At 47.0% G+C, this 21,836-nt stretch carries 26 protein-coding genes; 15 read left to right on the plus strand and 11 right to left on the minus strand.

What is annotated here, in order from left to right:
* Position 1: 1 nt before the first annotated feature.
* Positions 2–895 carry an ATP phosphoribosyltransferase gene (hisG, locus tag AWU56_RS05520; protein ID WP_006956515.1) on the minus strand — a complete coding sequence of 298 codons (894 nt, stop codon included), beginning with the start codon at positions 893–895 and terminating at the stop codon, positions 2–4.
* A 307-nt stretch (positions 896–1,202) separates the two neighbouring features.
* Between hisG and AWU56_RS05525 the strand changes: the two genes are divergently transcribed.
* From AWU56_RS05525 to AWU56_RS05575, 11 genes are all read left to right on the plus strand, one after another.
* Positions 1,203–1,472, plus strand: coding sequence for a hypothetical protein (locus AWU56_RS05525; RefSeq protein ID WP_286681974.1), 270 nt, complete (start codon positions 1,203–1,205; stop codon positions 1,470–1,472).
* A 133-nt stretch (positions 1,473–1,605) separates the two neighbouring features.
* Positions 1,606–3,543, plus strand: a complete 1,938-nt coding sequence (yoaA, locus tag AWU56_RS05530) for a DNA repair helicase YoaA (RefSeq protein WP_286681975.1) — start codon at positions 1,606–1,608, stop codon at positions 3,541–3,543.
* Entirely contained in the window at positions 3,518–4,228 is a 711-nt protein-coding gene (gene tsaB, locus AWU56_RS05535; protein WP_286681976.1) for a tRNA (adenosine(37)-N6)-threonylcarbamoyltransferase complex dimerization subunit type 1 TsaB, read from the plus strand. Before yoaA ends, tsaB begins: the two co-directional genes overlap by 26 nt.
* 62 nt (positions 4,229–4,290) lie before the next feature.
* Positions 4,291–4,596, plus strand: a complete 306-nt coding sequence (locus AWU56_RS05540) for a hypothetical protein (protein ID WP_006956519.1) — start codon at positions 4,291–4,293, stop codon at positions 4,594–4,596.
* Positions 4,597–4,605: 9 nt separating this feature from the next.
* Entirely contained in the window at positions 4,606–5,190 is a 585-nt protein-coding gene (locus AWU56_RS05545) for a Slp family lipoprotein (protein ID WP_286681977.1), read from the plus strand.
* A 1-nt stretch (position 5,191) separates the two neighbouring features.
* Positions 5,192–6,067, plus strand: a complete 876-nt coding sequence (locus AWU56_RS05550) for an alpha/beta fold hydrolase (protein WP_286681978.1) — start codon at positions 5,192–5,194, stop codon at positions 6,065–6,067.
* A 98-nt stretch (positions 6,068–6,165) separates the two neighbouring features.
* Positions 6,166–7,833 (plus strand): long-chain-fatty-acid--CoA ligase FadD, encoded by a 1,668-nt coding sequence (gene fadD / locus AWU56_RS05555; protein ID WP_286681979.1) that lies wholly within the window; start codon positions 6,166–6,168, stop codon positions 7,831–7,833.
* Positions 7,830–8,987 carry a ribonuclease D gene (gene rnd / locus AWU56_RS05560; protein WP_040488130.1) on the plus strand — a complete coding sequence of 386 codons (1,158 nt, stop codon included), beginning with the start codon at positions 7,830–7,832 and terminating at the stop codon, positions 8,985–8,987. Before fadD ends, rnd begins: the two co-directional genes overlap by 4 nt.
* Positions 8,988–9,002: 15 nt before the next feature.
* Positions 9,003–9,248, plus strand: a complete 246-nt coding sequence (locus AWU56_RS05565) for a YcgL domain-containing protein (protein WP_006956524.1) — start codon at positions 9,003–9,005, stop codon at positions 9,246–9,248.
* On the plus strand, positions 9,245–10,276 hold the full coding sequence (locus tag AWU56_RS05570; protein ID WP_286681980.1) for a lytic murein transglycosylase: 1,032 nt from the start codon (positions 9,245–9,247) through the stop codon (positions 10,274–10,276). Before AWU56_RS05565 ends, AWU56_RS05570 begins: the two co-directional genes overlap by 4 nt.
* Positions 10,273–10,701 (plus strand): YcgN family cysteine cluster protein, encoded by a 429-nt coding sequence (locus AWU56_RS05575; protein WP_272977321.1) that lies wholly within the window; start codon positions 10,273–10,275, stop codon positions 10,699–10,701. Before AWU56_RS05570 ends, AWU56_RS05575 begins: the two co-directional genes overlap by 4 nt.
* Here the strand turns inward: AWU56_RS05575 and dsbB are convergent.
* Positions 10,698–11,213: a disulfide bond formation protein DsbB gene (gene dsbB, locus AWU56_RS05580; protein WP_286682006.1), complete on the minus strand. Its 516-nt coding sequence runs from the start codon at positions 11,211–11,213 to the stop codon at positions 10,698–10,700. The two genes, AWU56_RS05575 and dsbB, sit on opposite strands and share 4 nt — an antisense overlap.
* 137 nt (positions 11,214–11,350) lie before the next feature.
* On the opposite strand from dsbB, the gene fadR reads away from it, so the two are divergent.
* On the plus strand, positions 11,351–12,061 hold the full coding sequence (gene fadR, locus AWU56_RS05585; protein WP_286681981.1) for a fatty acid metabolism transcriptional regulator FadR: 711 nt from the start codon (positions 11,351–11,353) through the stop codon (positions 12,059–12,061).
* Between the two features lie 84 nt (positions 12,062–12,145).
* On the opposite strand, the gene AWU56_RS05590 is transcribed toward fadR, so the two are convergent.
* Entirely contained in the window at positions 12,146–12,727 is a 582-nt protein-coding gene (locus tag AWU56_RS05590) for a superoxide dismutase (protein ID WP_272977323.1), read from the minus strand.
* Positions 12,728–12,962: 235 nt separating this feature from the next.
* On the opposite strand from AWU56_RS05590, the gene AWU56_RS05595 reads away from it, so the two are divergent.
* Together AWU56_RS05595 and AWU56_RS05600 are read left to right on the plus strand one after the other, a co-directional pair.
* On the plus strand, positions 12,963–13,307 hold the full coding sequence (locus AWU56_RS05595) for a Grx4 family monothiol glutaredoxin (RefSeq protein ID WP_272977324.1): 345 nt from the start codon (positions 12,963–12,965) through the stop codon (positions 13,305–13,307).
* 106 nt (positions 13,308–13,413) lie between these two features.
* Complete coding sequence (locus AWU56_RS05600) at positions 13,414–14,019, plus strand: peroxiredoxin (protein WP_006956540.1); 606 nt, start codon at positions 13,414–13,416, stop codon at positions 14,017–14,019.
* Between the two features lie 57 nt (positions 14,020–14,076).
* Here AWU56_RS05600 and rnt read toward each other — a convergent pair whose 3' ends face one another.
* Positions 14,077–14,709: a ribonuclease T gene (rnt, locus tag AWU56_RS05605; protein ID WP_040488155.1), complete on the minus strand. Its 633-nt coding sequence runs from the start codon at positions 14,707–14,709 to the stop codon at positions 14,077–14,079.
* Positions 14,710–14,837: 128 nt separating this feature from the next.
* On the opposite strand from rnt, the gene AWU56_RS05610 reads away from it, so the two are divergent.
* Positions 14,838–15,749 (plus strand): flagellar protein MotY, encoded by a 912-nt coding sequence (locus AWU56_RS05610; protein WP_286681982.1) that lies wholly within the window; start codon positions 14,838–14,840, stop codon positions 15,747–15,749.
* Positions 15,750–15,754: 5 nt separating this feature from the next.
* Here the strand turns inward: AWU56_RS05610 and nth are convergent, their stop codons facing one another.
* Genes nth through rsxA form a run of 7 tightly spaced genes read right to left on the minus strand, consistent with a single transcriptional unit; the run spans position 15,755 to position 21,835 of the window.
* On the minus strand, positions 15,755–16,390 hold the full coding sequence (nth, locus tag AWU56_RS05615) for an endonuclease III (RefSeq protein ID WP_006956537.1): 636 nt from the start codon (positions 16,388–16,390) through the stop codon (positions 15,755–15,757).
* A gap of 5 nt (positions 16,391–16,395) precedes the next feature.
* On the minus strand, positions 16,396–17,085 hold the full coding sequence (locus AWU56_RS05620) for an electron transport complex subunit E (RefSeq protein WP_286681983.1): 690 nt from the start codon (positions 17,083–17,085) through the stop codon (positions 16,396–16,398).
* Positions 17,078–17,731: an electron transport complex subunit RsxG gene (rsxG, locus tag AWU56_RS05625; protein ID WP_286681984.1), complete on the minus strand. Its 654-nt coding sequence runs from the start codon at positions 17,729–17,731 to the stop codon at positions 17,078–17,080. The genes AWU56_RS05620 and rsxG overlap by 8 nt, the downstream gene beginning before the upstream one ends.
* A complete protein-coding gene (gene rsxD / locus AWU56_RS05630) occupies positions 17,718–18,791 on the minus strand; it encodes an electron transport complex subunit RsxD (RefSeq protein ID WP_286681985.1) in 1,074 nt (357 codons plus the stop codon). The genes rsxG and rsxD overlap by 14 nt, the downstream gene beginning before the upstream one ends.
* Positions 18,791–20,665, minus strand: a complete 1,875-nt coding sequence (gene rsxC, locus AWU56_RS05635; RefSeq protein WP_286681986.1) for an electron transport complex subunit RsxC — start codon at positions 20,663–20,665, stop codon at positions 18,791–18,793. Before rsxC ends, rsxD begins: the two co-directional genes overlap by 1 nt.
* Before the next feature lie 4 nt (positions 20,666–20,669).
* Positions 20,670–21,254: an electron transport complex subunit RsxB gene (rsxB, locus tag AWU56_RS05640; protein ID WP_286681987.1), complete on the minus strand. Its 585-nt coding sequence runs from the start codon at positions 21,252–21,254 to the stop codon at positions 20,670–20,672.
* The gene (gene rsxA / locus AWU56_RS05645) at positions 21,254–21,835 is read right to left on the minus strand and encodes an electron transport complex subunit RsxA (protein WP_006956531.1); all 582 of its coding nucleotides are present in this window, start codon (positions 21,833–21,835) and stop codon (positions 21,254–21,256) included. Before rsxA ends, rsxB begins: the two co-directional genes overlap by 1 nt.
* Between the last annotated feature and the right edge of the window lies 1 nt (position 21,836).

Raw genomic sequence — 21,836 nt, forward strand, 5'->3', positions numbered from 1 at the left:
ATTATCCCATCATTTTTTCAATTGGTAATACGAGTATTGAGCTACAGCCAAGGTCTTTTAAATCTTCCATTGTTTCCCAGAACAGCTTTTCTGTACTCACGACGTGCACAGCCACTTGCTCATCAGTGTGACTCAGTGGCAGTACGGTAGGTGTTTCGGCGCCAGGAAGTAATGCGTTGACTTCATCCAGGCGGTTTTTGGGTGCGTGCAGCATAATGTATTTGCTTTCTTTCGCCATTTGCACACCGTCAATTCGCGGTAGTAGCTGGTCCATCATAGCCTGCTTTTCAGCGGATAATGGATTGGCGTTTTGAATCAACTGCGCCTGTGAACGAAAGATGACTTCTTTCTCAACGAGACCGTTAGCTTCTAATGTGGCGCCGGTCGATACTAAATCACAAATGGCATCGGCAAGCCCAGCGCGTGGCGCGACTTCGACTGAGCCGGTTAGAACGACATTCTTTGCGCTAATGCCGTTATTTTTTAGGTAGCGTTGCAGTAGGTACGGGTAAGTACTTGCGATACGCTTACCTTGCAGATCGTCGATAGAGTTGTAGTCGCTTTCGCGTGGCACCGCAATGGACAGGCGGCAACCGCCAAAGTCAAGGCTACGTAGAGCCTTATACTCTGCATTTTCATTGACCGCGGAGCGCTCAAGCGCGACCTCTTCTAATACGTTTTCACCCACTAAACCGAGGTCGACAACGCCATCCATAACTAGGCCTGGAATGTCATCGTCACGTACTCTGAGCAAATCAATAGGGTGGCTGGTACTGTGGGCGATAAGGCGTGCTTCATTAATGCTGAACTTGACACCGCATGCATTAAGCAAAGATAAAGACTCCTTGCTTAAACGGCCTGACTTTTGAATCGCAATAGTAAGTCGTTCACTCATTGATCTACTCCTGATAATAAAAAAACCCTTCGAAAGCTGCCTTTCGAAGGGTTGTATAGTCATGCGAAAGGCTAGTCAAAATATGGACTAGCCTGAATAATAAACGTAGCTAGCCCAGTGATTTCGAGTGATGATGGTGGTGGTGCTGGCTAAGGTTCATTTGTTCGCTTCCTTAAAAAAATGGATGTAACTGTTAAGTTGTATAGCACTATAAATAAAAAAAGCACTGAACGCAACTCTATTGACGTATAAAAATTGGTCGACAATAGTCTAAACTCATGATGAGCAACCACTGGAGACCGCCACAATGGTCAATTTCGACGCAATGATCCCTTTAATACCAAAAGATTCGCGTATCCCTGTAACTCACAATGAAGAACAATTGAAAGTTGAACAGGTAGAAAAAGCACAGAAACTGGCTGAGGTTGAGGAGGAACAGGAAAATAGTGTCGGCGTTCGCGACGCCGAGCATGGACAGCAACAGGCGGCACAGCATCATGAGGGTGAACAGGGTAGCGCGCAGGACAATGACGATGATGAGCAAAGTAGCGATGGTCATATCGACACGTACGCTTAGCGCATGATGGAGACGCAATAATTGAGCGGAAACCTACGCGACGACAGAGGATTTATGATTAACAGCGAGCTGGCAACTATGTCATACTATAGCGCTTTAATCGGTCGATATTAGAATTAGGTGTGGGCATTTAATGAGCAAAGTGGCAGCTGTTTTTACGCCCGAGGGTCAACTGGCAAAGGCGATAGAAGGCTTTCAGCCGCGCGATGCTCAGCTTACCATGGCCCAGGCTATTGAAAAATCCATTCGTAAAAAAGGTACTTTGGTTGTCGAAGCCGAGACCGGTACCGGTAAAACCTTTGCATACTTAGCGCCTGTGCTTCAAGCCAAAGGTAAGGCGATCATTTCCACGGGTACCAAAGCACTACAGGAACAGCTTTATCATCGAGATTTGCCCACTTTACGGGCCGCGCTGGCGCCAGAAAAGGTCATCGCTTTATTAAAAGGGCGTTCAAATTATCTGTGCACCCATCGTCTTGAGCAGGCACAATTGCAAGCTGGTCAGTTTAACAGTGAAACACAAACCAAGCTGGTTAAAGTGAAACGTTGGTCAACTCAGACCCGGGATGGCGATATTGGTGAGTTGGTGGTACTGCAGGATGATCCTCAGTTGACTGCCTTAGTGACTAGCACCAAAGACAATTGTTTAGGTCGCGAGTGCCCGAATTACGATGACTGCTACTTAGTGAAAGCGCGTGATGAAGCCAAACAAGCTGATGTCGTGGTCGTCAATCATCATTTATTTTTTGCGGACCTGGCGATCAAAGATACGGGGTTCGGCGAAATCATACCCGAGTCAGACACGGTGGTGTTTGACGAAGCACACCAAGTACCAGATATAGCAAGTCAATATTTTGGTGACTCATTGTCATCACGACAACTGATAGAAATTGCTGACGAGGTTCAGCGGTTGTGTTTAACAGAGCTAAAAGACCTCTCTCAAGCGGCACAAATGGCCCGTATTCTGACACAGGTAGTGCGGGATTGGCGGTTACAGTTTCCATCCGATCCGAGCCGAGGCAACTGGCGTGATAAACGTGATGACTCAGCAATGACCGAGGTGTGTAGCCGTGTCGCAGAGAAACTCACCTTATTTATCGATGTGATCAAAACAGCGCGTGGTCGTCATAAAGAAATGGATAGCCTCATTGAACGCGCTGAGGAAGCCTATGACTTGTGGCAACAGTTGATGCAAACGGAGCAGACGGGGTATAGCTTTTGGTATGAGACAACGGTACGTCATATTGTTCTGCACCAAACGCCACTGAGCGTCGCCAAGCGTTTTGGCAATTTGGTCAAGCACAGTGACCGAGGTTGGGTGTTTACTTCGGCAACGCTCTCAGTCAACGAAAAGTTTGACTACTTTGTTAATCGGCTCGGGCTGTGGGATGCCGAAACGCTCGTATTAGCGAGTCCGTTTGACTTTGAGAACCAAGCGATGCTGTGTCTGCCGCGCTATCTGCCACCTGCGAACCAGTTTAATCGCGATCAGCGACTCGCGCAGCTGGCGCAACAGTGTATCGAGGCCAACCAAGGCGGCACGTTCTTATTATTTACCAGTCACAGCATGTTAAAGCGCGTCGCCAATTTATTGGACGAAAAACTAGACAGGCCCGTACTGGTTCAAGGTGAGGGCAGTAAACGCAGTATTTTGCAGAAGTTTACTGATGCAGGTAATGCCGTATTACTAGGCACTTCGTCGTTCTGGGAAGGCGTCGATGTGCGTGGCGCCGCGTTGCGTTGTGTCATTATCGATAAATTGCCGTTTGCCTCGCCCGATGACCCGTTACTGAATGCGCGGGTAGAGGACGCTAAGTTACGGGGCGTGGATGCCTTCCATACTATTCAGCTACCTGAAGCCATTATTGCGCTGAAGCAAGGAGCAGGGCGTTTGATACGTGACCAGCGCGACTCAGGGGTATTGATTGTCTGTGATGACCGACTTGTTACGCGCCAGTATGGTGCGCGCTTTATCAAAAGTTTACCGCCTATGGCTCGCACACGTGATCTGAGCCGGGCAATGCTGTTTTTAAAGGATACATATAATGAAACCAACCTTGCTAGCCATTGATACATCGACGGAGAACTGCTCGGTCGCTCTTCAGGTTGATAATACGGTCATTAGCCGCGAAATGGAGAGTCCACGCGAGCACTCACAGCGTTTGTTACCTTTTGTTCAAGCTGTGTTAGAAGAAGCCGATATTAAGTTGTCTGATGTTGATGGGCTGATCGTTGGCATCGGTCCAGGTAGTTTTACAGGCGTTAGAATCGGTGTTTCGATTGCACAAGGTTTGGCATTTGGTGCAAGCTTAAAAGTAAATGGTGTCAGTAGTCTTGATGCTATGGCTCTTGAGGGTTCGCAAAATAGAGTAACAGACTGGATTATTAGTGCTATTGATGCGCGAATGGGCGAAGTCTACTGGCGTGTGTATCAGCATCGTGATGGGCATCTTCAGGCGTGTGCTACCGCAAAAGTGGACAAGCCGGAGCAGTTGAATTTGGCAGCTGAGTTAGAGCGCCATGGATATCAAGCGTCGGAGTCAATTGGTTATGTGGGGACGGGATGGGAGACCTATCGTGAACAATTAGCTGCGACAGTCTCGGTAACCCCGCAGTCGCTTAATTGTGTGCTTCCGACCGCCGAAGCGATGTTACGTTGGGCACAGCTCTATAATGAGCCGGCTGTTGCTGCAGATGAACTGGAGCCACTTTACGTCCGTAATGAGGTAACTTGGAAAAAGTTGCCAGGTCGTTAACTTGTAGATTATTTTGGAACTCGCCATAATAACTCGGGTCAAACTAATGAAAGGAGCAAGCGTTGAATCCTGTTTCGTCAAGTCATGTTAATGGTGTGCAAGGTAATTTGTCACCGGCACGTCGGGTCGTGCCTGATCCGCGAGATCGCGTGGCTGGAGAGAGTGAACCGCAATCGGCTCGCGCTTCGATTGAAATTCCGAGTCGACAGCAAAGCTCTGATCAGGCGCAACGTTGGAAGGATTTGAACATTGTGTATGACCAACCATCGCAGTCTGCACAAAAAGCACTATCGGCCTATCAAACTGTCGCGCTTAACGAGAAACGAGAGCAAGTTGAGTCAATGTTCAGTTTGGATCTGTATGCCTGAGGAGGCGCTATGTTACGTATCGCGAGTTTAGCACTTGGTGCGCTATTGTTAGCGGGCTGTAGTACATTCCCAGATGCTATCGCAACGAAAGATGAAGATGCCTTAGTATCCTATTCACAAGTGAAAAACAATACCGAAGCAACCGTTGGACAAGCGGCGCGCTGGGGTGGAGTTATTGCTGATGTTCGCAATGATGAAGGCTACACGATTATCGAGATGGTTCATTTCCCATTGAAAAGTTGGGGGCGTCCGTTGGTGAGTGATGACACAGAAGGGCGTTTTCTCGCTGTTATTAATGGCTTCGTCGACCCTCAAGTCTATCAACAAGGCCGTAGTCTGACTGTGTTAGGGAAGGTCGGTGAAGCGCAAGAAGGCAAGATAGGCGACTATAACTACGTATACCCCGTTATTGAGACATCGGGCTATTATTTGTGGCCGAAAGAAGTCGACCGTGCTGACTCGGGGATTGACTACTCGCCGTTGTGGTTTAGACATAATTTTTATGCCCCGTACCCTTACCGCCCTTATTATTATCGGTATCCCACGCGCGTAAGGGTTCAGGAAGAAAAACCTAACGTGTCTAGCAATCAGTAGCGTGTTGTATCAATCACTAATTGAGCGTGCTCAGCCTCTTGAGTACGCTCTTGACTGGGGCTGTCTCAGAGGTCTCGGTTGGGGCAATGTCGATAAACCTCGCTATATCCTGTTGCATGGTTGGCTGGATAATTGTCACTCATTTCTTCCGCTGATTGAGCATTTACATGAATCTGATGACGGAATCATTGCGCTTGATTGGGCCGGTCATGGCTACTCGGATCACCGCCCCACGGGTAACTACTATCACTTTACTGATTATGCCTATGATATTTGGCAATTGATTAAGATACAGGAGTGGTCTGGCGTTACCATTATTGGACATTCGATGGGCGGCTTCGTCGGCAATATGGTTACGACGCTGCTACCAAAGCATGTATCGCACTTGGTGTTGATTGAGGCCTTTGGTTTGCTCACCAGTGACGAGGAGAACGCTCACCAGCAGCTGTTAGCAGGCTTTCAGTCGCGAAAGAAGTCGCAGATGGCGCAGTGGCGTCCATATACCGATAAGTCACAAGCAGTCGCGGCACGTGCCAAGACAGCCGATTTTAGTGACGCGTTAGTCGAAATTATCGTTGAGCGTGGCATTAAGTTAATGGCTGATGGACACTGGTATTGGCGCGCCGACCCCAAAGTTCGGTCTACATCGCCCTATCGTTTGTCCTCACAAGCCGTTGAACAAATTTTGAACCAGTTACGCGTGCCCGTGGTATTAATAAAAGGGCGTGATGGTTATGCTCAACTGGATAACGCCTTGGCACGATGGCAAGACTGTGTTCCGCAATTACGCGTACTTGAGTTGGGTGGTGGGCATCATGTTCATATGCAAAGTCCGAGTGATATTGCGGGCATTGTCCGTGAAGTGTCATCATCTTAGATTGTGCCGAAGGGCGAGATTGAGATAAACTGGTCGGATAAGCTCACGTTGACGTGAACGATACATAATAATTAAAGCAATAAATTTTGGAGCCTAGTATGGAAAAGATTTGGCTTAAACATTACCCAGCGGGAGTGCCAGATACGATTGATCCCGACCACTATACGTCTTTGCTTGAGATTCTCGAAGAGAGTATTGAGAGGTATGGTGATAAAACCGCATTCGTTAATATGGATTGCGAAATGTCGTTTGCCGAGCTGGGTGAAAAGGCAAAGCAATTTGCTGCCTATTTGCAGAGTATTGGGCTACAAAAAGGCGATGCAGTTGCGATTATGATGCCAAATCTTTTGCAGTACCCGGTTGCGCTGTTCGGGGTATTAGCGGCAGGCATGACCGTCGTTAACGTCAACCCCTTGTACACACCGCGAGAATTAAAACACCAACTGACCGATTCGCAATCGAAAGCGCTCGTGATTCTGGAAAACTTTGCCAATACTTATGAGAAGATTGCAAAAGATGTACAACTAGAAAAAGTCATTACGACACAAATTGGTGATTTACTGCCCGCTCCTAAACGTTGGTTGGTAAATTTCGTGGTTAAGTACGTGAAACGTATGGTACCAAGCCATTCAATCAGTCAACGTATCGATTTTAATGTGGCGCTCAATAAAGGTAAGCAAAAAACATATCAGCGACCTAGTTTAACGGGCGACGATATTGCATTTTTGCAATATACAGGGGGCACAACGGGCGTTGCGAAAGGTGCCATGTTATCTCATCGCAACATGGTCGCCAATTTAGAGCAGGTTTCATCGGTCATTACACCCATCATGTCTGATGGTGAAGAAATCATTATTACCGCCTTACCGCTGTATCATATCTTCGCTCTAACAGCGAACTGCTTGACGTTCATTAAGCACGGTGGGCGCAATATTTTAATCACCAATCCGCGTGATATGCCTGGGTTTGTAAAAGAGCTTGGTAAAGTTAAGTTTTCAATGATCTCGGGTGTTAATACGTTGTTTAATGGACTATTGAATACCAAGGGCTTCAAAGATCTCGATTTCTCTAACCTGAAGGTGGCTCTTGGTGGCGGGATGGCGGTGCAAAAATCAGTCGCGGAACATTGGGAACGTGTCACGAAGTCTCGCTTGCTAGAAGGCTACGGTTTAACCGAGTGTGCACCTGTGGTTACAGTCAATCCTTACGATATCGAGCATTATACGGGCAGTATCGGCTTACCTGTACCTAGCACCGACGTTAAAATTTGTGACCCGGAAAGTGGCGAGGAAGTTGCCCTAGGGGATGCGGGTGAACTTTACGTGAAAGGCCCACAAGTGATGGTTGGTTATCTAAATCGTCCTGACGCCACGGCTGAATCGATTAAAGAGGGCTGGTTTGCGACTGGCGACATGGCAACCTGTGATGAACGCGGGTACTTTAAGATTGTTGATCGTAAGAAAGACATGATCCTGGTGTCTGGTTTTAATGTTTACCCTAATGAGATTGAAGATGTCCTAGCCGATCATCCAAAAGTGCTTGAAGTGGCCGCAGTTGGAGTGCCACATGAGTCTTCCGGTGAGGTTGTTAAGGTCTTTATTGTCAAAAAAGATAAATCCTTAACGGAACGTGAGATTATTGATTTCTCTAGAGAAAATCTAACGGGGTATAAAGTACCTAAGTTAGTCGAGTTTCGTGATGAACTCCCCAAATCAAACGTAGGTAAAATCTTGCGTAAAGAGCTAAGAGACGAGAAAAAAGATTGACTAAGTTAATACAGCCACAGAGTGGATATCGTTATATCAGTAGCCTTGAGATGCTGACTGAATTTTGTCAAAGAGCCCGCTTAGCGGGCTCATTTGCTATTGATACTGAATTTGTTAGAAGAAAGACTTACTTTGCCAATTTGGGACTCGTGCAGCTGAATGTTGATGGTGAGACATTTATTATCGATCCACTCATTGATATTGATTTAACAGCACTTTGGCAATTGATAGCCGATCCCGACGTCGTTACGGTTTTGCATGCTGGTGGCGAAGACATTGAGTTGTTTTACCATCAGTCAAATGGACAGAAACCGCGTGCCGTATTTGATACGCAAATTGCGGCGGGATTTATTGGCATGGGGTCGTCGCTTGGCTACGCCAGCCTAGTTGAGCAATTATTTGATGGTGTAACCTTAGATAAAAGCCAGTCACGTACGGATTGGTTAAAGCGTCCGCTCAGCGAAGAGCAACTGACTTACGCAGCTGCCGATGTGAGCTATCTAAATAGCATGTATCCTTGGTTAGTTGAACAGGTCGCACAAGCTCATGTGGCAGATATTGTCGTTGAGGAAAGTCAATTGCAGGTCAGTAAACGCACGCAAGTTATTCCAAGACATTTACTTTATTTGTTCGTTGGGAACGCTTGGCAGCTTAACCAAAAGCAATTACAAGTGATGAAAGCACTCGCTGCTTGGCGTCTAGATAAGGCTATGAGTGAAAATATGCCTCTGGGCTTTATTTTTAAGGACGGCGTGTTATTGGAGTTAGCGAGAAAAATGCCGCAGTCTAAGTCTGACCTGTACAAGATTAAAGATTTAGCTCCGATGACGCGCAAATATTCGGGCGAAGCAATAATTGAGCAGATTGGTTTAGCACTTGCGGTGGATCCATCGCAATGGCCGCAAACTTTGCAAAGACTCGACGACATGCCAAACTATAAGATGGCGTTTAGTGGTATTAAGAAAGCAGCACAGGGCTTGGCTTCGTTGCTCGGTATTGATACGGCATTGGTAACTTCGCGCAAACAAATTAATGACTTTTTGATGTATCACTGGCAGTTTAGTGATGACCACCGTGCTGAATTACCCAGACCTGATTTGCAACAGGGCTGGCGCTGGAGAGCGCTAGAATCTGAATTAAAAGAATATATTTAACGCGAGTTTAAGACCATGCTGTGCGACGTATTTAAAAGCTCGAAAAAAAGCGATACCTATCTATACCTCCCGTTGGGAAGTGAATTTGATGAGTTGCCTGAAGCGCTAGTAAGCCACTTTGGCACTCCGCAAAAAATAATGACAATAAATTTAGACAAACGCGACCAACTTGCTCGGATTAGCGTAGAAGAATTAAAACAGCACTTGGTGGAACCTGGCTATTATTTGCAGCTTCCGCCACAAAAGGAGTCAATGCTATGAAAAAGTTAACCCTGAGCACTTTGGCGCTTATCGTAAGTGCGTCGACAGTGGGATTTATCGGCCCTGTAAACGCCTCTCAGGCTGAGCAGAGTTCGATGATCGAACAAAGCGAAAGTACCGAGCAGAAGTTTCAAACTTATGTTGATAATTTGCGCTCTGAGGCGCTTGAGCAAGGCTACACGAAAGATACGCTGGATCGTGCGTTTGCCAACGTAAAATATTACCAACGTGCAGTTGAGCTCGATAATAATCAGCCAGAGTTCAAACTTACTTTAGATACTTACCTTCCCAGAGCAGTACCTGATTGGAAAGCTCAAAAAGCGCTTGAAAAGTATCAGGAACATAAAGCGCTACTCGATGAGATAGGAAAGAAATATGGTGTACAACCACGATTTATAGTTGCATTGTGGGGTATAGAGACCAACTTTGGTTCTTACACCGGCGGATTTGATGTTGTTTCAGCATTAACAACTTTAGCCTTTGATGGTCGACGTGAAGCCTTCTTTAAGAAACAACTCTGGCAAGCGCTGACTATTATTCAAGACGGTCATATCGACCCTGAGCAAATGAAAGGTTCATGGGCGGGCGCCATGGGTCAGACGCAATTTATGCCAAGCTCGTTTATGAGTTTTGCGGTCGATTACGACGGTGATGGTAAAAAGGATATATGGAACAGCTACGGTGATGTATTTGCGTCAGCCGCAAACTACCTGAGTTCTGTGGGTTGGCGAGATGATGTGACGTGGGGACGCCAAGTACAGTTACCTGAACAGTTTGATACATCGTTAGCGGGGCTAGATACTAAAAAGGGACTCGCTGAATGGCAAAAGCTTGGTATTACGCGCATGGACGGAAGCCCGTTACCGCAACGAGATGATATTGAAGCTTCGGTTGTAATTCCTGATGATAAGGAAGGTCGAGTGTACCTTGCCTATGCAAACTACGATGCGCTGATGCGTTGGAATCGCTCACATTACTTCGTTGCTGCAGTCGGCTACCTTTCTGATCGTATCCGTTTTCCTCGATGAATTGGTATGATAAACCGCTTCATGCGCTCAATCATCGCGAATGGGAAGCCCTTTGCGATGGTTGTGGGCAATGTTGTCTAAACCAACTATTAGATGAAGAGGATAACCTGTATCAAACCGATGTCGCGTGCCGATTGTTGGATACTGACAATGCAGTGTGCAGTGACTATGAAAACCGTACTCAGCGGGTCCCCAGTTGTGTTCAACTGACACTCGAAAATCTCGATGCAGTTTATTTCATGCCTAAAACTTGTGCATATCGGCTCAGAGCACAAGGGCAACCGATTCCTGACTGGCATCCATTACGACACCATGGCAGTCAGCAAGCGATGAAAAAAGCCGGCTACCATGTAGCCGGTCATTGTATCACTGAAACGGAATTTAGAGGTGAGTTAGAAGATCGTATTGTGACCTGGCCGCTTTAGCGTAGTTTATAAATAATATGGCTTAGGCTGGCGACCGCAACAATAATCGTTACTCCTGCAAAGATAAAGGTCATCCATGCCGGCATGGTGACACCTAAAAACGACCAGTCAATGTCACCACAGAGTCCTGGAGCTGCAAAATAGCTAGGTAGCCATTCATGCAGTGGAGCCCAAGATGGAAAATTCGGGTTACTTTCACAGACTGCAAAGAAAGCATTTTTCGACGTTTGTAGGTCCCAGTGGTCATAAGCGATGAATAAGCCCTCGATGGCGGAATATAGTACGCCAGCGAGTGCTACTAAGCGTATGAATGGACGTGTCGCCCCTAAATAGCCAAGCAAAGCAAACAACGCAATGCCTATCACTGCCATACGTTGATATACACACTTTACGCAGGGTTCAAGTCCGAGACCGTACTGAAAGTACGCGGCAGCAGCCAATAGCGATAAACAGATGATAAATAACGCTAACCAAGCGCTGCGTTGACTTGGCCAAAGGTATATTTGCATGATTTGATATATCCGTGTCTGAATCTAAGCGCTATAACATAGCCGAAAAGTAAATGGCTTGTCGATAACAATCAGTTTGCTTGTCCGACCTCATATAACACTGGTAGAATCACACGATTGATAATGAAACAGGCGTAACAATGATCATTAAAGCAAAGAGTCCGGCAGGTTTTGCCGAGGAATATATCGTTAAATCAATCTGGAACGGTCATTTTGCTCCAGGTACGATCCTTCCTGCAGAGCGTGAACTGTCCGAGCTCATTGGTGTGACTCGTACGACGCTACGGGAAGTATTACAGCGCTTAGCGCGAGATGGTTGGCTTACAATCCAGCATGGCAAGCCAACCAAAGTGAATAACTTCTGGGAGACGTCTGGGCTTAATATTTTAGAGACGCTAGCTCGTTTAGACGAAGATGGTATGCCGGAACTGGTCGACCAATTGTTGTCGGCTCGCACTAATATTAGCGCGATTTATATTCGAGCTGCGATCCGTCACAACCCAGAAAAGGTAGTTGAGCTATTGTCTAAGAATGATGAGCTTGCTGACGATGCCGAGCGTTTCGCAGACTTTGATTATCAGTTGAATCATGATCTTGCGATGGCGTCGGGTAACCCCATCTATGTGCTAGTGCTCAACGGCTTTAAAGGTCTATATTCGCGTATCGGCCAATTTTATTTCTCTTCGCCAGAGGCTCGCCAGTTGGCTCGTGATTACTATCACAACCTTAATAGCGTGGCGAAGCAGGGCGATTACAATGAATCAGTAAACTTGGTTCGTCGCTATGGTTATGAGTCAGCAGAAATTTGGCATAGCTTGCGTGGGGATATCCCGTCCAACTTAGTCGATTGAGGCAATCGTTTTTTTCGAAACGAGTTAAATAGACATAAAAAAAGCCAGCATATGCTGGCTTTTTTGATAAGGAACTTGGCTATATTACGCAAAGTTTTTGTTCACGAAATCCCAGTTGAGGAGCTTCCAGAAAGCTTCTAAATAATTAGGACGTGAATTGCGATAGTCGATGTAATAAGCGTGTTCCCACACATCAACAGTCAATAGTGGAGTTACGCCGTCGTGTGCAACTGGAGTGTCTGCGTCATCCGTGTTCATGATATCGACAGAGCCATCAGACTTCTTAACCAGCCATGTCCAACCCGAGCCGAAGTTGCCCGCGGCGCTCGCGTTAAACTCTTCTTGGAACTTCTCGAAAGAACCCCATTTATCGTTGATCGCGTCTGCGATAGCACCGCTAGGAGCGCCGCCACCATTGGGGCTCAAGCAATTCCAGTAGAACGTGTGGTTCCATACTTGAGCGGCGTTGTTAAACAAACCACCTTTCTCAGACTTGATGATGTCTTCAAGCGATTTGCTTTCTAAATCGGTGCCTTTAACTGCATCATTTAGCTTGCTTACGTAAGTCGCATGGTGCTTGCCATAATGGTATTCGAGTGTCTCTTCTGAAATGTGCGGCTCGAGTGCGTTCTTCTCATAAGGAAGAGCGGGAAGTTCAAATGCCATAATCTCTCTCCATAGTTTTTAGTGCAAATAGCGTCTTACACAAAATGAATGTGCAAGCTGTTGTTGTTATTCATACGATATATAGGGGTGACTGGTTCTCTTTTCAAGTATAAGTTTTTATTATTTCCACAGCTGGCTGTAAACCACCCAAAGAGAGCAATCGGGGGTTGCATGTGTTAAAGTACTTGAGTATTTTTATCAACCATTCCATTCGTAAACAGTGATTTGAGGTGACATGGAAACCATCGACAAGATTAAACAGCAGATTGAAGAAAACCCCATCCTTCTTTATATGAAGGGCTCACCTAAGTTGCCGAGCTGTGGCTTTTCTTCACAGGCCTCACAAGCACTCATGGGTTGTGGTCAAGCATTCGCTTATGTCGATATATTACAAAACCCTGATATTCGTGCTGAATTGCCTAAATACGCAGACTGGCCGACATTCCCACAACTCTGGGTTGAGGGCGAGCTCATCGGTGGTTGTGACATCATCGTTGAGATGTTCCAAAAAGGCGAGTTACAGGAACTGATTACCGAGGTGGCCGCGCGTCATCCTCAGCCTGAAAGCGACGCGCAATAATCGGCGTTTGGGGTTGATCTTTTACGGTTGAACCCCATATTTATAAAAGCTTTTAATTTAGGTTGCTAAGTGGCAGCCCAACATTCACTAAAGACGGAGAGTATCAATGGCAGTTTTAGTAGGACGTAAAGCACCTGACTTTACCGCAGCAGCGGTAATGGGCTCTGGCGAAATCGTTGAAGATTTTAAATTTTCTGATGCGATCAAAGGCAAGAAAGCCGTCTTGTTCTTCTACCCGCTGGACTTTACATTCGTATGTCCTTCTGAGCTTATCGCATTTGATAAGCGTTTGGACGAGTTCAAAAAGCGCGGCGTTGAAGTAATTGGTGTTTCAATCGATTCACAATTCACTCACAGCGCATGGCGCAACACTGCAACTGAAGATGGCGGTATTGGCCAAGTTAAGTACCCACTTGTTGCAGACGTTCGTCACAGCATTTGTAAAGCATACGATGTTGAACACCCAGAAGCGGGCGTTGCATTCCGTGGTTCGTTCTTAATCGATGAAGATGGCGTTGTGCGTCACCAAGTCGTTAACGACCTACCATTGGGCCGTAACATTGACGAGATGTTGCGTATGGTCGATGCTTTGAACTTTAACCAGAAACACGGTGAAGTTTGCCCTGCAGGTTGGGAAGAAGGTAAAGAAGGTATGAAGGAAAACGCTGAAGGCGTAGCAGCATACCTTTCTAAGAACGCTGACAAGCTGTAATATTAGTTTTCAGTGACTCTTAAAAAACGCGCCAAATGGCGCGTTTTTTTTTGGCTTTTAGTCAGCGAGTGGCCAACCGCCTAGTGCCTTCCATTTGTTGACCATCCAACAAAACAGTTCGGCTGTCTTTTCGGTGTCATACAGCGCTGAGTGCGCTTGCTTTTGATCAAACTCGATACCTGCGGCTTTGCACGCTTTGATAAGTACAGTTTGTCCTAACGTCAACGCCGCTAAAGATGTCGTGTCAAAGCTAACAAAGGGGTGAAACGGATTGCGCTTAATGTTAGCTCGTTCAGCTGCTCGCATCAGGAAGCTATGATCAAAATTCGAGTTATGTCCAACCAACACAGAGCGCTGACAGCCAGCCGCCTTTTGTGCCTTTCGAATCGGTTTGAATAAGGCTTTAAGTACCTCGTCTTCGGGGAGTGCGCCGCGTAATTCCGAATGCGGATCGATACCATTGAATTCAATTGCTGCTTGTTCAATATTGGCGCCTTCAAATGGCTCGACATGAAACTGATGGCTTTCGACCGGCTTAAGCTGTCCATGTTCATCAAAATTCAGTATGACGGCAGCGATCTCTAACAAGGCATCGGTCGAGGCATTAAAGCCCGCCGTTTCGACGTCGATGACTACGGGTAAGTAGCCGCGAAAACGTTGCTTCATAAGAGAGTCTTCGGAACCTGACATGAAATTACCTGTATCTGCTAAATTGCTAATGCCCATTATGCCAAAGAGCGGGCGTTTTTGCTTGTGATTTGGTTAAAGGTTATTGCAACACGACCGATATAAAAGACAAGTCATTAAAGGAGGTGCGTGTGCAGGTGAATAATACGACTCGGCTATCAGCGTTAATCGTGCTGGGTAGCGCGTTGGTCAGTATCAGTTCGTTCGCAGAAGCAAACGCGGTCAGATACTACAGCGCAAACTTGGATAATTCACTTTGGTATATGGCCAACAACACGCAGCTTAACTGTGAGTTGGAGCACGTCATTCCTCGCTTCGGCAAAGTACAGTTTCATAGCGAAGCGAGTAAGCAACTCAATTTAACCATGACCTTCGATATGAACCAGCTTCCCGACAACTACAGTGTGGCACGTATTGAATCGGTTCCTCCGCAGTGGCAGCCCGGACAAAACAGTTACTCTATTGGTAGCATGGACCTATATAAGCAATTTAATGGCGAGCTTGAAAAGCAAGCAGCATGGACGTTGCTGTCTGAACTCGATAAGGGTCGTTACCCAACATTTTTGTACCAAGACTGGTATAACCCAAAAGATCAAGTTGCTGTGGCAATTTCAGCAGTGAACTTTCGCAGTGCATACGACGCATTTAAAGGTTGTATTAATGCGTTATTGCCTTTCTCATTCGAGGATATTGCATATACCGTACTGAACCATAAAGCGGATAGTGATGAGCTAACCGCGCCTTCGCGGCGGAAGCTAAAACAAATCAGCGACTACTTGAAAGTAGATGCCGACTTGAAGTTAGTATTAATAGATTCCTACACGGATGCGCTAGGCGCTCGTGAGCCGAATCAGACGCTAACAGAGCAACGCGCCAATGCTATTAAATCTTTTTTTGTCGAACGGGGTATAAAAGCGGATCGCATTCAAACGGTCGCTCACGGCGAGGATCGTCCGATCGACCATAATGATAATGAAATAGGCCGCCAGAAGAACCGCCGAGTTATCGTGCAGTTAAATAAATCCTCAGACGTTGAGCTATAGTTGCATCAATCGCTGGTTTTTTCTTTAAACTCGCAAAGGTCTTCAATAACACAGCTACCGCAGCGCGGTTTGCGCGCAACGCAGGTGTAGCGGCCGTGTAGAATAAGCCAGTGATGGACATCCACTTTAAATTCTTTGGGCACGACTTTAATTAGCTTCTGTTCAACCTCATTGACGTTCTTGCCGGGAGCCAGTTTAGTACGATTAGAGACTCTAAAGATATGCGTATCTACAGCAATAGTCGGCCAGCCGAATGCTGTATTAAGCACTACGTTAGCCGTTTTACGTCCAACACCGGGTAGAGCTTCCAAAGCTTCTCGGCTTTCTGGGACTTCGCCATCGTACTGTTCAACTAGTATCTTACAGGTTTTATAAGCGTTTTCTGCTTTTGAATTAAATAGGCCGATGGTTTTGATATATTCTTTAATACCATCTACGCCAAGCGCTAACATGGTCTCTGCCGTAGGCGCCGCCGGGAAAAGCTTACGTGTGGCTTTATTGACGCCCACATCGGTTGCTTGAGCTGATAACAATACGGCAATTAGCAGTTGGAAAGGCGACTCATACTCTAACTCAGTGGTTGGGTTAGGATTGTTGTCACGCAAACGACTTAAAATTTGATAACGTTTATCTTTATTCATATCAATTAGCTTTCGGCTGTCACGCGTGCGCGTGTAACTGTTTTCTCAGAGGATTGGATTTGCGCGCGCTTTGCGTCAATACGGTTTTTTATCGCAATAATGAAGCCCATACCAATGAAAGCACCTGGAGGTAAAATCGCCAACAGCAATGGATAATCGAGACTAAACAGTTCGATACGCAATTGCTTGGCCCACTCGCCTAGCAATAGTTCTGCGCCATCAAATAGCGTGCCATTGCCGAGCACTTCGCGTATTCCGCCTAAGACGACTAACACGGCAGCAAAACCCAGCCCCATCATCAGGCCATCGATAGCCGCATGGTGCCATTTATTTTTGGATGCATAAGCCTCTGCGCGGCCGATGATAGCGCAGTTGGTTACGATTAATGGAATGAAAATGCCAAGCGTTTGGTAAAGCTGATAGACGTAGGCATTCATCAACAACTGGATAATGGTAACAAAGGTGGCTATTACCATAACGAAAACAGGAATACGTATTTCTTGAGGCACCCATTGGCGAACCAGTGAAACTGTAATGTTTGAGCCCATTAAAACAAATAGCGTAGCTAAGCCGAGTCCTAAGGCGTTGGTCACAGAGGCGGTGACGGCAAGTAGCGGGCATAAACCTAAAAGTTGAACTAAAGCCGGGTTATTTTCCCACAAACCCTGTTTAGTCAGTGTTTTAAATTCACTCATGGGATTCACCTTGTGAAGCTGAATTGCATTGCGGTAACGAGTCTTGGAACAGCTGGTTACTATTTTGCTGTAAATACCAAGTTGCGGATTTTACTGCACCCACTACTGCGCGTGGCGTTATCGTCGCGCCCGTAAATTGATCGAACATACCACCATCACGTTGCACCGCCCATCGTTCGTCATCCTCACCTGTCAAGCGTTTGCCCGCAAATGAACGTATCCAGTCACTCTTTTGTTTTTCGATCTTATCACCCAAGCCCGGCGTCTCTTGGTGTTGTAGTGTTCGCACACCCAATACTTCACCATCAGGTTTGATGGCAACCAATAAGCGGATTTTTCCTGAGTAGCCGTTAGGGGCTACGGCCTCAGCAGCTAAAGCGCTGGGTTTACCATTCAGGTAACCGCGGTAAATTGGAACAGGCTGCTCACTCAGTGCTTTATCTGACAACAGGCCGCAGGAGTGATAGAGGTCATTGTCGTGAAGCTCAGGAGGAATAATTTCATTCAGCGAGGCGAGTGTTTGCGTGCGCTGTTGCTCCGCAATGGCATCTTCTGTGACGGCTTCCACACCAAGCACCAACGCAGTCGATACTAAAGCAAACAGCCCCAGCAACAAGCCGTTTTTCTGCATGCTATTCAGCGTCATGTTTCGCTCCTGAGTGATGTCCGTAAACAGTTGGGCGAGTATAACGGTCAATAATGGGGACACACAGATTCGCCAGTAGCACTGCGAAAGCCACTGCATCGGGATAACCGCCCCAGGTTCTAATCACCCATATCAATAAACCGATGAGTAAGCCAAATAATAACCGCCCGCGATCCGATGTTGCTGCCGAGACTGGATCCGTAGCGATAAAAAACGCACCCAGCATCGTCGCGCCGCTCAGTGCATGAAAGATAGGTCCTGGCATAATGCTAGGGGCGAACATGTGTGCTAAAAAGCTTGGTACAAGTAGACCCGCTAAAAAGCCAACAGGGATATGCCAACGGATGATGCGTTGTTGCAGTAAGATAATGCCGCCTAGCAGAAAACCCAAGTTAAGCCATTGCCAGCCAATACCCGCTAAACTTCCTAGCATGGGTTGCTGATATGCCTCGGTTAAGATCTTGCCTTGATCGAGCGCGGTTTTAACACCGTCAAGTGGGGTCGCCATCGACATGCCATCAACGGTAGTGCGTAGTTGTTCAACATCGTAGCCAGTGGGTGTGTACTCAAAAATAATAGTATGTAGTGTTTGCCACAGTCCTAAATCGTAGGGTGCAATAGGAGCAGCAGGTAGCCAGTGTGTCATTTGGACAGGAAAAGAAATGAGTAGCAGGACGTAGCCCGCCATTGCAGGGTTAAATATGTTTTGTCCCATACCGCCATAAACTTGCTTTACGACGACGATCGAAAATAGCGTCCCGATTACAATAATCCACCAAGGCGCCAAGGGGGGGATGCTAATGGCTAATAAAACCGCTGTCACCAATGCGGTGTTATCTCGCAATGCCTGACGCGCGCTACGTTCACGCGCCCAAACACAAATAGATTCAGATAGGTACGCGACAGTGACGGCGATCAGAATCTGAAACCAAACGCCCCAACCAAAAAAGTATGATTGGATAATCACGCCAGGAATAAGCGCGAACACCACCCAGGCCATTACTTGGTTCGTCTTTTTTTGGCTATGTCCATGCGGAGCGGCGGCCACTTTAAAGCTCATTATTGTTTATCCTCCTGATCAGGGCTTTGGCTGGCGCGATCGTCTGATGTTTGCTGTTCGCGTGCTTGCTTTTTCTTTTTAGCGCGAGCAATAGCCGCCGCGACCGCAGCTGATTTATCCTGTGCTGGGCGTTGCTGTTCAGTGGCTGGGCTTTCGGCTTCAACATCGCTTTCACGAGCCGTTTGCTGGGCCGCTTTCTTTGCCTTAGCACGTTCGATAGCTGCGGCTACTGCTGCTGATTTCTTAGACTTTTGCTCGGGTTCAGCGTCTGCAGGTTGAGCCGGGGTCGAGCTACCGTCCTCTTGCGCTGCTTTTTTTGCTTTCGCACGAGCAATGGCGGCAGCAACCGCTGATGACTTACCGTCGTTATCCGACGGCTGTTCAGACGCTTCTTGGGCCTGTTGTTGCTGCATTTGTTTACGCGCTTCGGCTGCCTTTCGGTGACGCTCTAAACGTTCTTCTTTTTCACGCTCTAAACGCGCTTGACGCGCTTCGAAACGTTTTTTCGCGAGTTCAGCTTTTGCTTGTTCGCGCGCTTGGTTACGCATCTGAGATTTTGCCTGACGGTAGTAATGCACAAGTGGTATTTCACTTGGGCAAACAAATGCACATGCACCGCACTCAATACAATCAAACAGATTATTTTCTTCTAGTGCTGGATAATCTTTGGCTTTTGCCAACCATTGCAATTGCTGCGGCTGAAGCGTTGCAGGGCATACTTCTGCGCAGGCTCCACAACGGATACACGCCATTTCATCGCCCGGTGGTGGCAGTTCTCGGGTACTCGGCACGAGAATACAGTTAGTAGTTTTGATGACGGGCACTGCGGTAATTGGCAACGTAAAGCCCATCATGGGACCGCCCATAATAACTCGCTGTTGTTGCTCTGGTTTAAAACCAGCGTATTCAAGCAGGGCATCAACAGGCGTTCCTAATGGTGACCAGACGTTGCCTGGTTGCTCAATACATTCACCCGTCAGGGTTACCACACGCTCGATTAACGGCTTATCGTCAATTACTGCCTCTTTTACAGCAAATGCAGTCCCCACGTTTTGCATGATAATACCCATCTCAATAGGGAGTTGTTTGCTCGGCACTTCGTGGCCAGTGAGCAGTTGGATAAGTTGCTTCTCCCCTCCTGATGGATACTTCGTCGGCACGATGCGAAGCTCAATATCATCATATTCCGCTATAGCGACGCGCATACTGTCGATAGCTTCTGGTTTGTTATCCTCAATCGCCAGCAACGTTTTATCGGTACCCGTGATGTAAGCTAGAATTCGCATACCGAGCACAATATCTCTAGCATGTTCGCGCATTAAGCGATCGTCGGCGCAAATATAGGGTTCGCACTCAACGCCATTAATGATTAGATAACTGACCGGTTTTTGCTGGGCGAGCTTTTGCGAGGTGGGGAAGCCAGCTCCCCCCAAACCTGCAACGCCCGCAGCTTGAATAATATCTAACAACTCGGCTTTATCGCGTTGCTGATAATCGGGCCGTGGCTGACGCTCTCGCCATTTATCTTCGCCATCCGGTGTAATCACAATAGCTTGTTCTGGGAGACCAGAAGCATGCGACATAGGTCGCTGTTCAATCGCTTTTACTGTGCCTGAAGTGGGTGCGTGCAGTGGCAGGCCTTGATGCAATGCCGCATCAGTTAATGGTTGACCTTTTAGTACACGTTCTCCCACGCGCACTGTGCACTGACCCGATAAGCCGATATGTTGACGTAACGGAAGAATAAGCTCATCAGCATAAGGAACTCGGCGCAACGGCTGCTCACTCGCGGGTTGTTTGCGCTCTGGTGGATGTATACCGCCGGGAAAGCGTGCAATTTGACCTGACTCAACGAACTGCTTGATGTCTTGCATCGTCTTACTCCACCAGTTTGACGGGAATGGTATCGGCTTTGTGGATATTCTGTTTCACGCTATCGAGGTTCCACTGCCAGGTTTCGGGTTTAGCTTTGACTTCTACCATATCAATGCAATCGACAGGGCAGGGCTCGACACATAAATCACAGCCGGTACATTCATGCTCAATAACGGTATGCATTTGTTTTGCGGCACCTAAAATGGCGTCTACAGGGCAGGCTTGGATGCACTTCGTGCAACCAATACACTCATCCTCGCGAATGATGGCGACTTTTTTGACACTCTCTTCACCATGCGCTGCGTCGAGAGGCTTGGCCTCGACACCCATCAGGTCCGCGAGTTTTTTTATTGTAGCTTCACCGCCAGGCGGGCACTTGTTGATCTCGTCGCCATTAGCAATCGCCTCTGCATAAGGACGACAACCCGGATAGCCACATTGTCCACACTGAGTTTGCGGCAGGATCTCATCGATTTGATCAACGATAGGGTCGCTTTCTACCTTAAACTTGATAGCTGCGAAACCGAGGATTAAGCCAAATATCAGCGCAAGCGCACCGATAGCGATTAAACCAACTACAAAACTCATTATTGGGTCACCAATCCGCTAAAGCCCATAAACGCGAGTGACATTAAGCCCGCTGTTATCATCGCAATCGCTGAGCCTTTAAAAGCTTTCGGAACATCGGCCGCAGCCAAGCGCTCGCGAATGCCAGAAAATAGAATTAAAACGAGTGAAAAACCGACTGCCGCGCCAAAGCCATAAACGATTGACTGTACGAAATTATGTTGTTCATTGATATTCAGAAGTGCAACACCTAGAACCGCACAGTTGGTGGTAATAAGCGGCAGAAAAATACCCAACAGACGATAGAGTGTAGGACTTGTTTTATGCACCACCATTTCAGTAAATTGTACTACCACCGCGATAACCAAAATAAAACTTAAGGTTTGTAATGCCATCAACCCTAAGGGCTCTAGTAAGTACTGATTCACTAAGTAGCTGCATACCGATGCTAAGGTTAGTACGAATGTGGTTGCCGCTGACATGCCAATCGCCGTATCTAGCTTGTTAGATACGCCCATGAATGGGCAAAGTCCCAAAAACTTTACCAATACAAAATTGTTGACCAGTACGGTGCCTATAAGCAGCAGCAAGTAATCCGTCATT

Origin of the sequence: Idiomarina sp. T82-3, from assembly GCF_001577655.1 — a bacterium.
Lineage (GTDB): Bacteria > Pseudomonadota > Gammaproteobacteria > Enterobacterales > Alteromonadaceae > Idiomarina > Idiomarina baltica.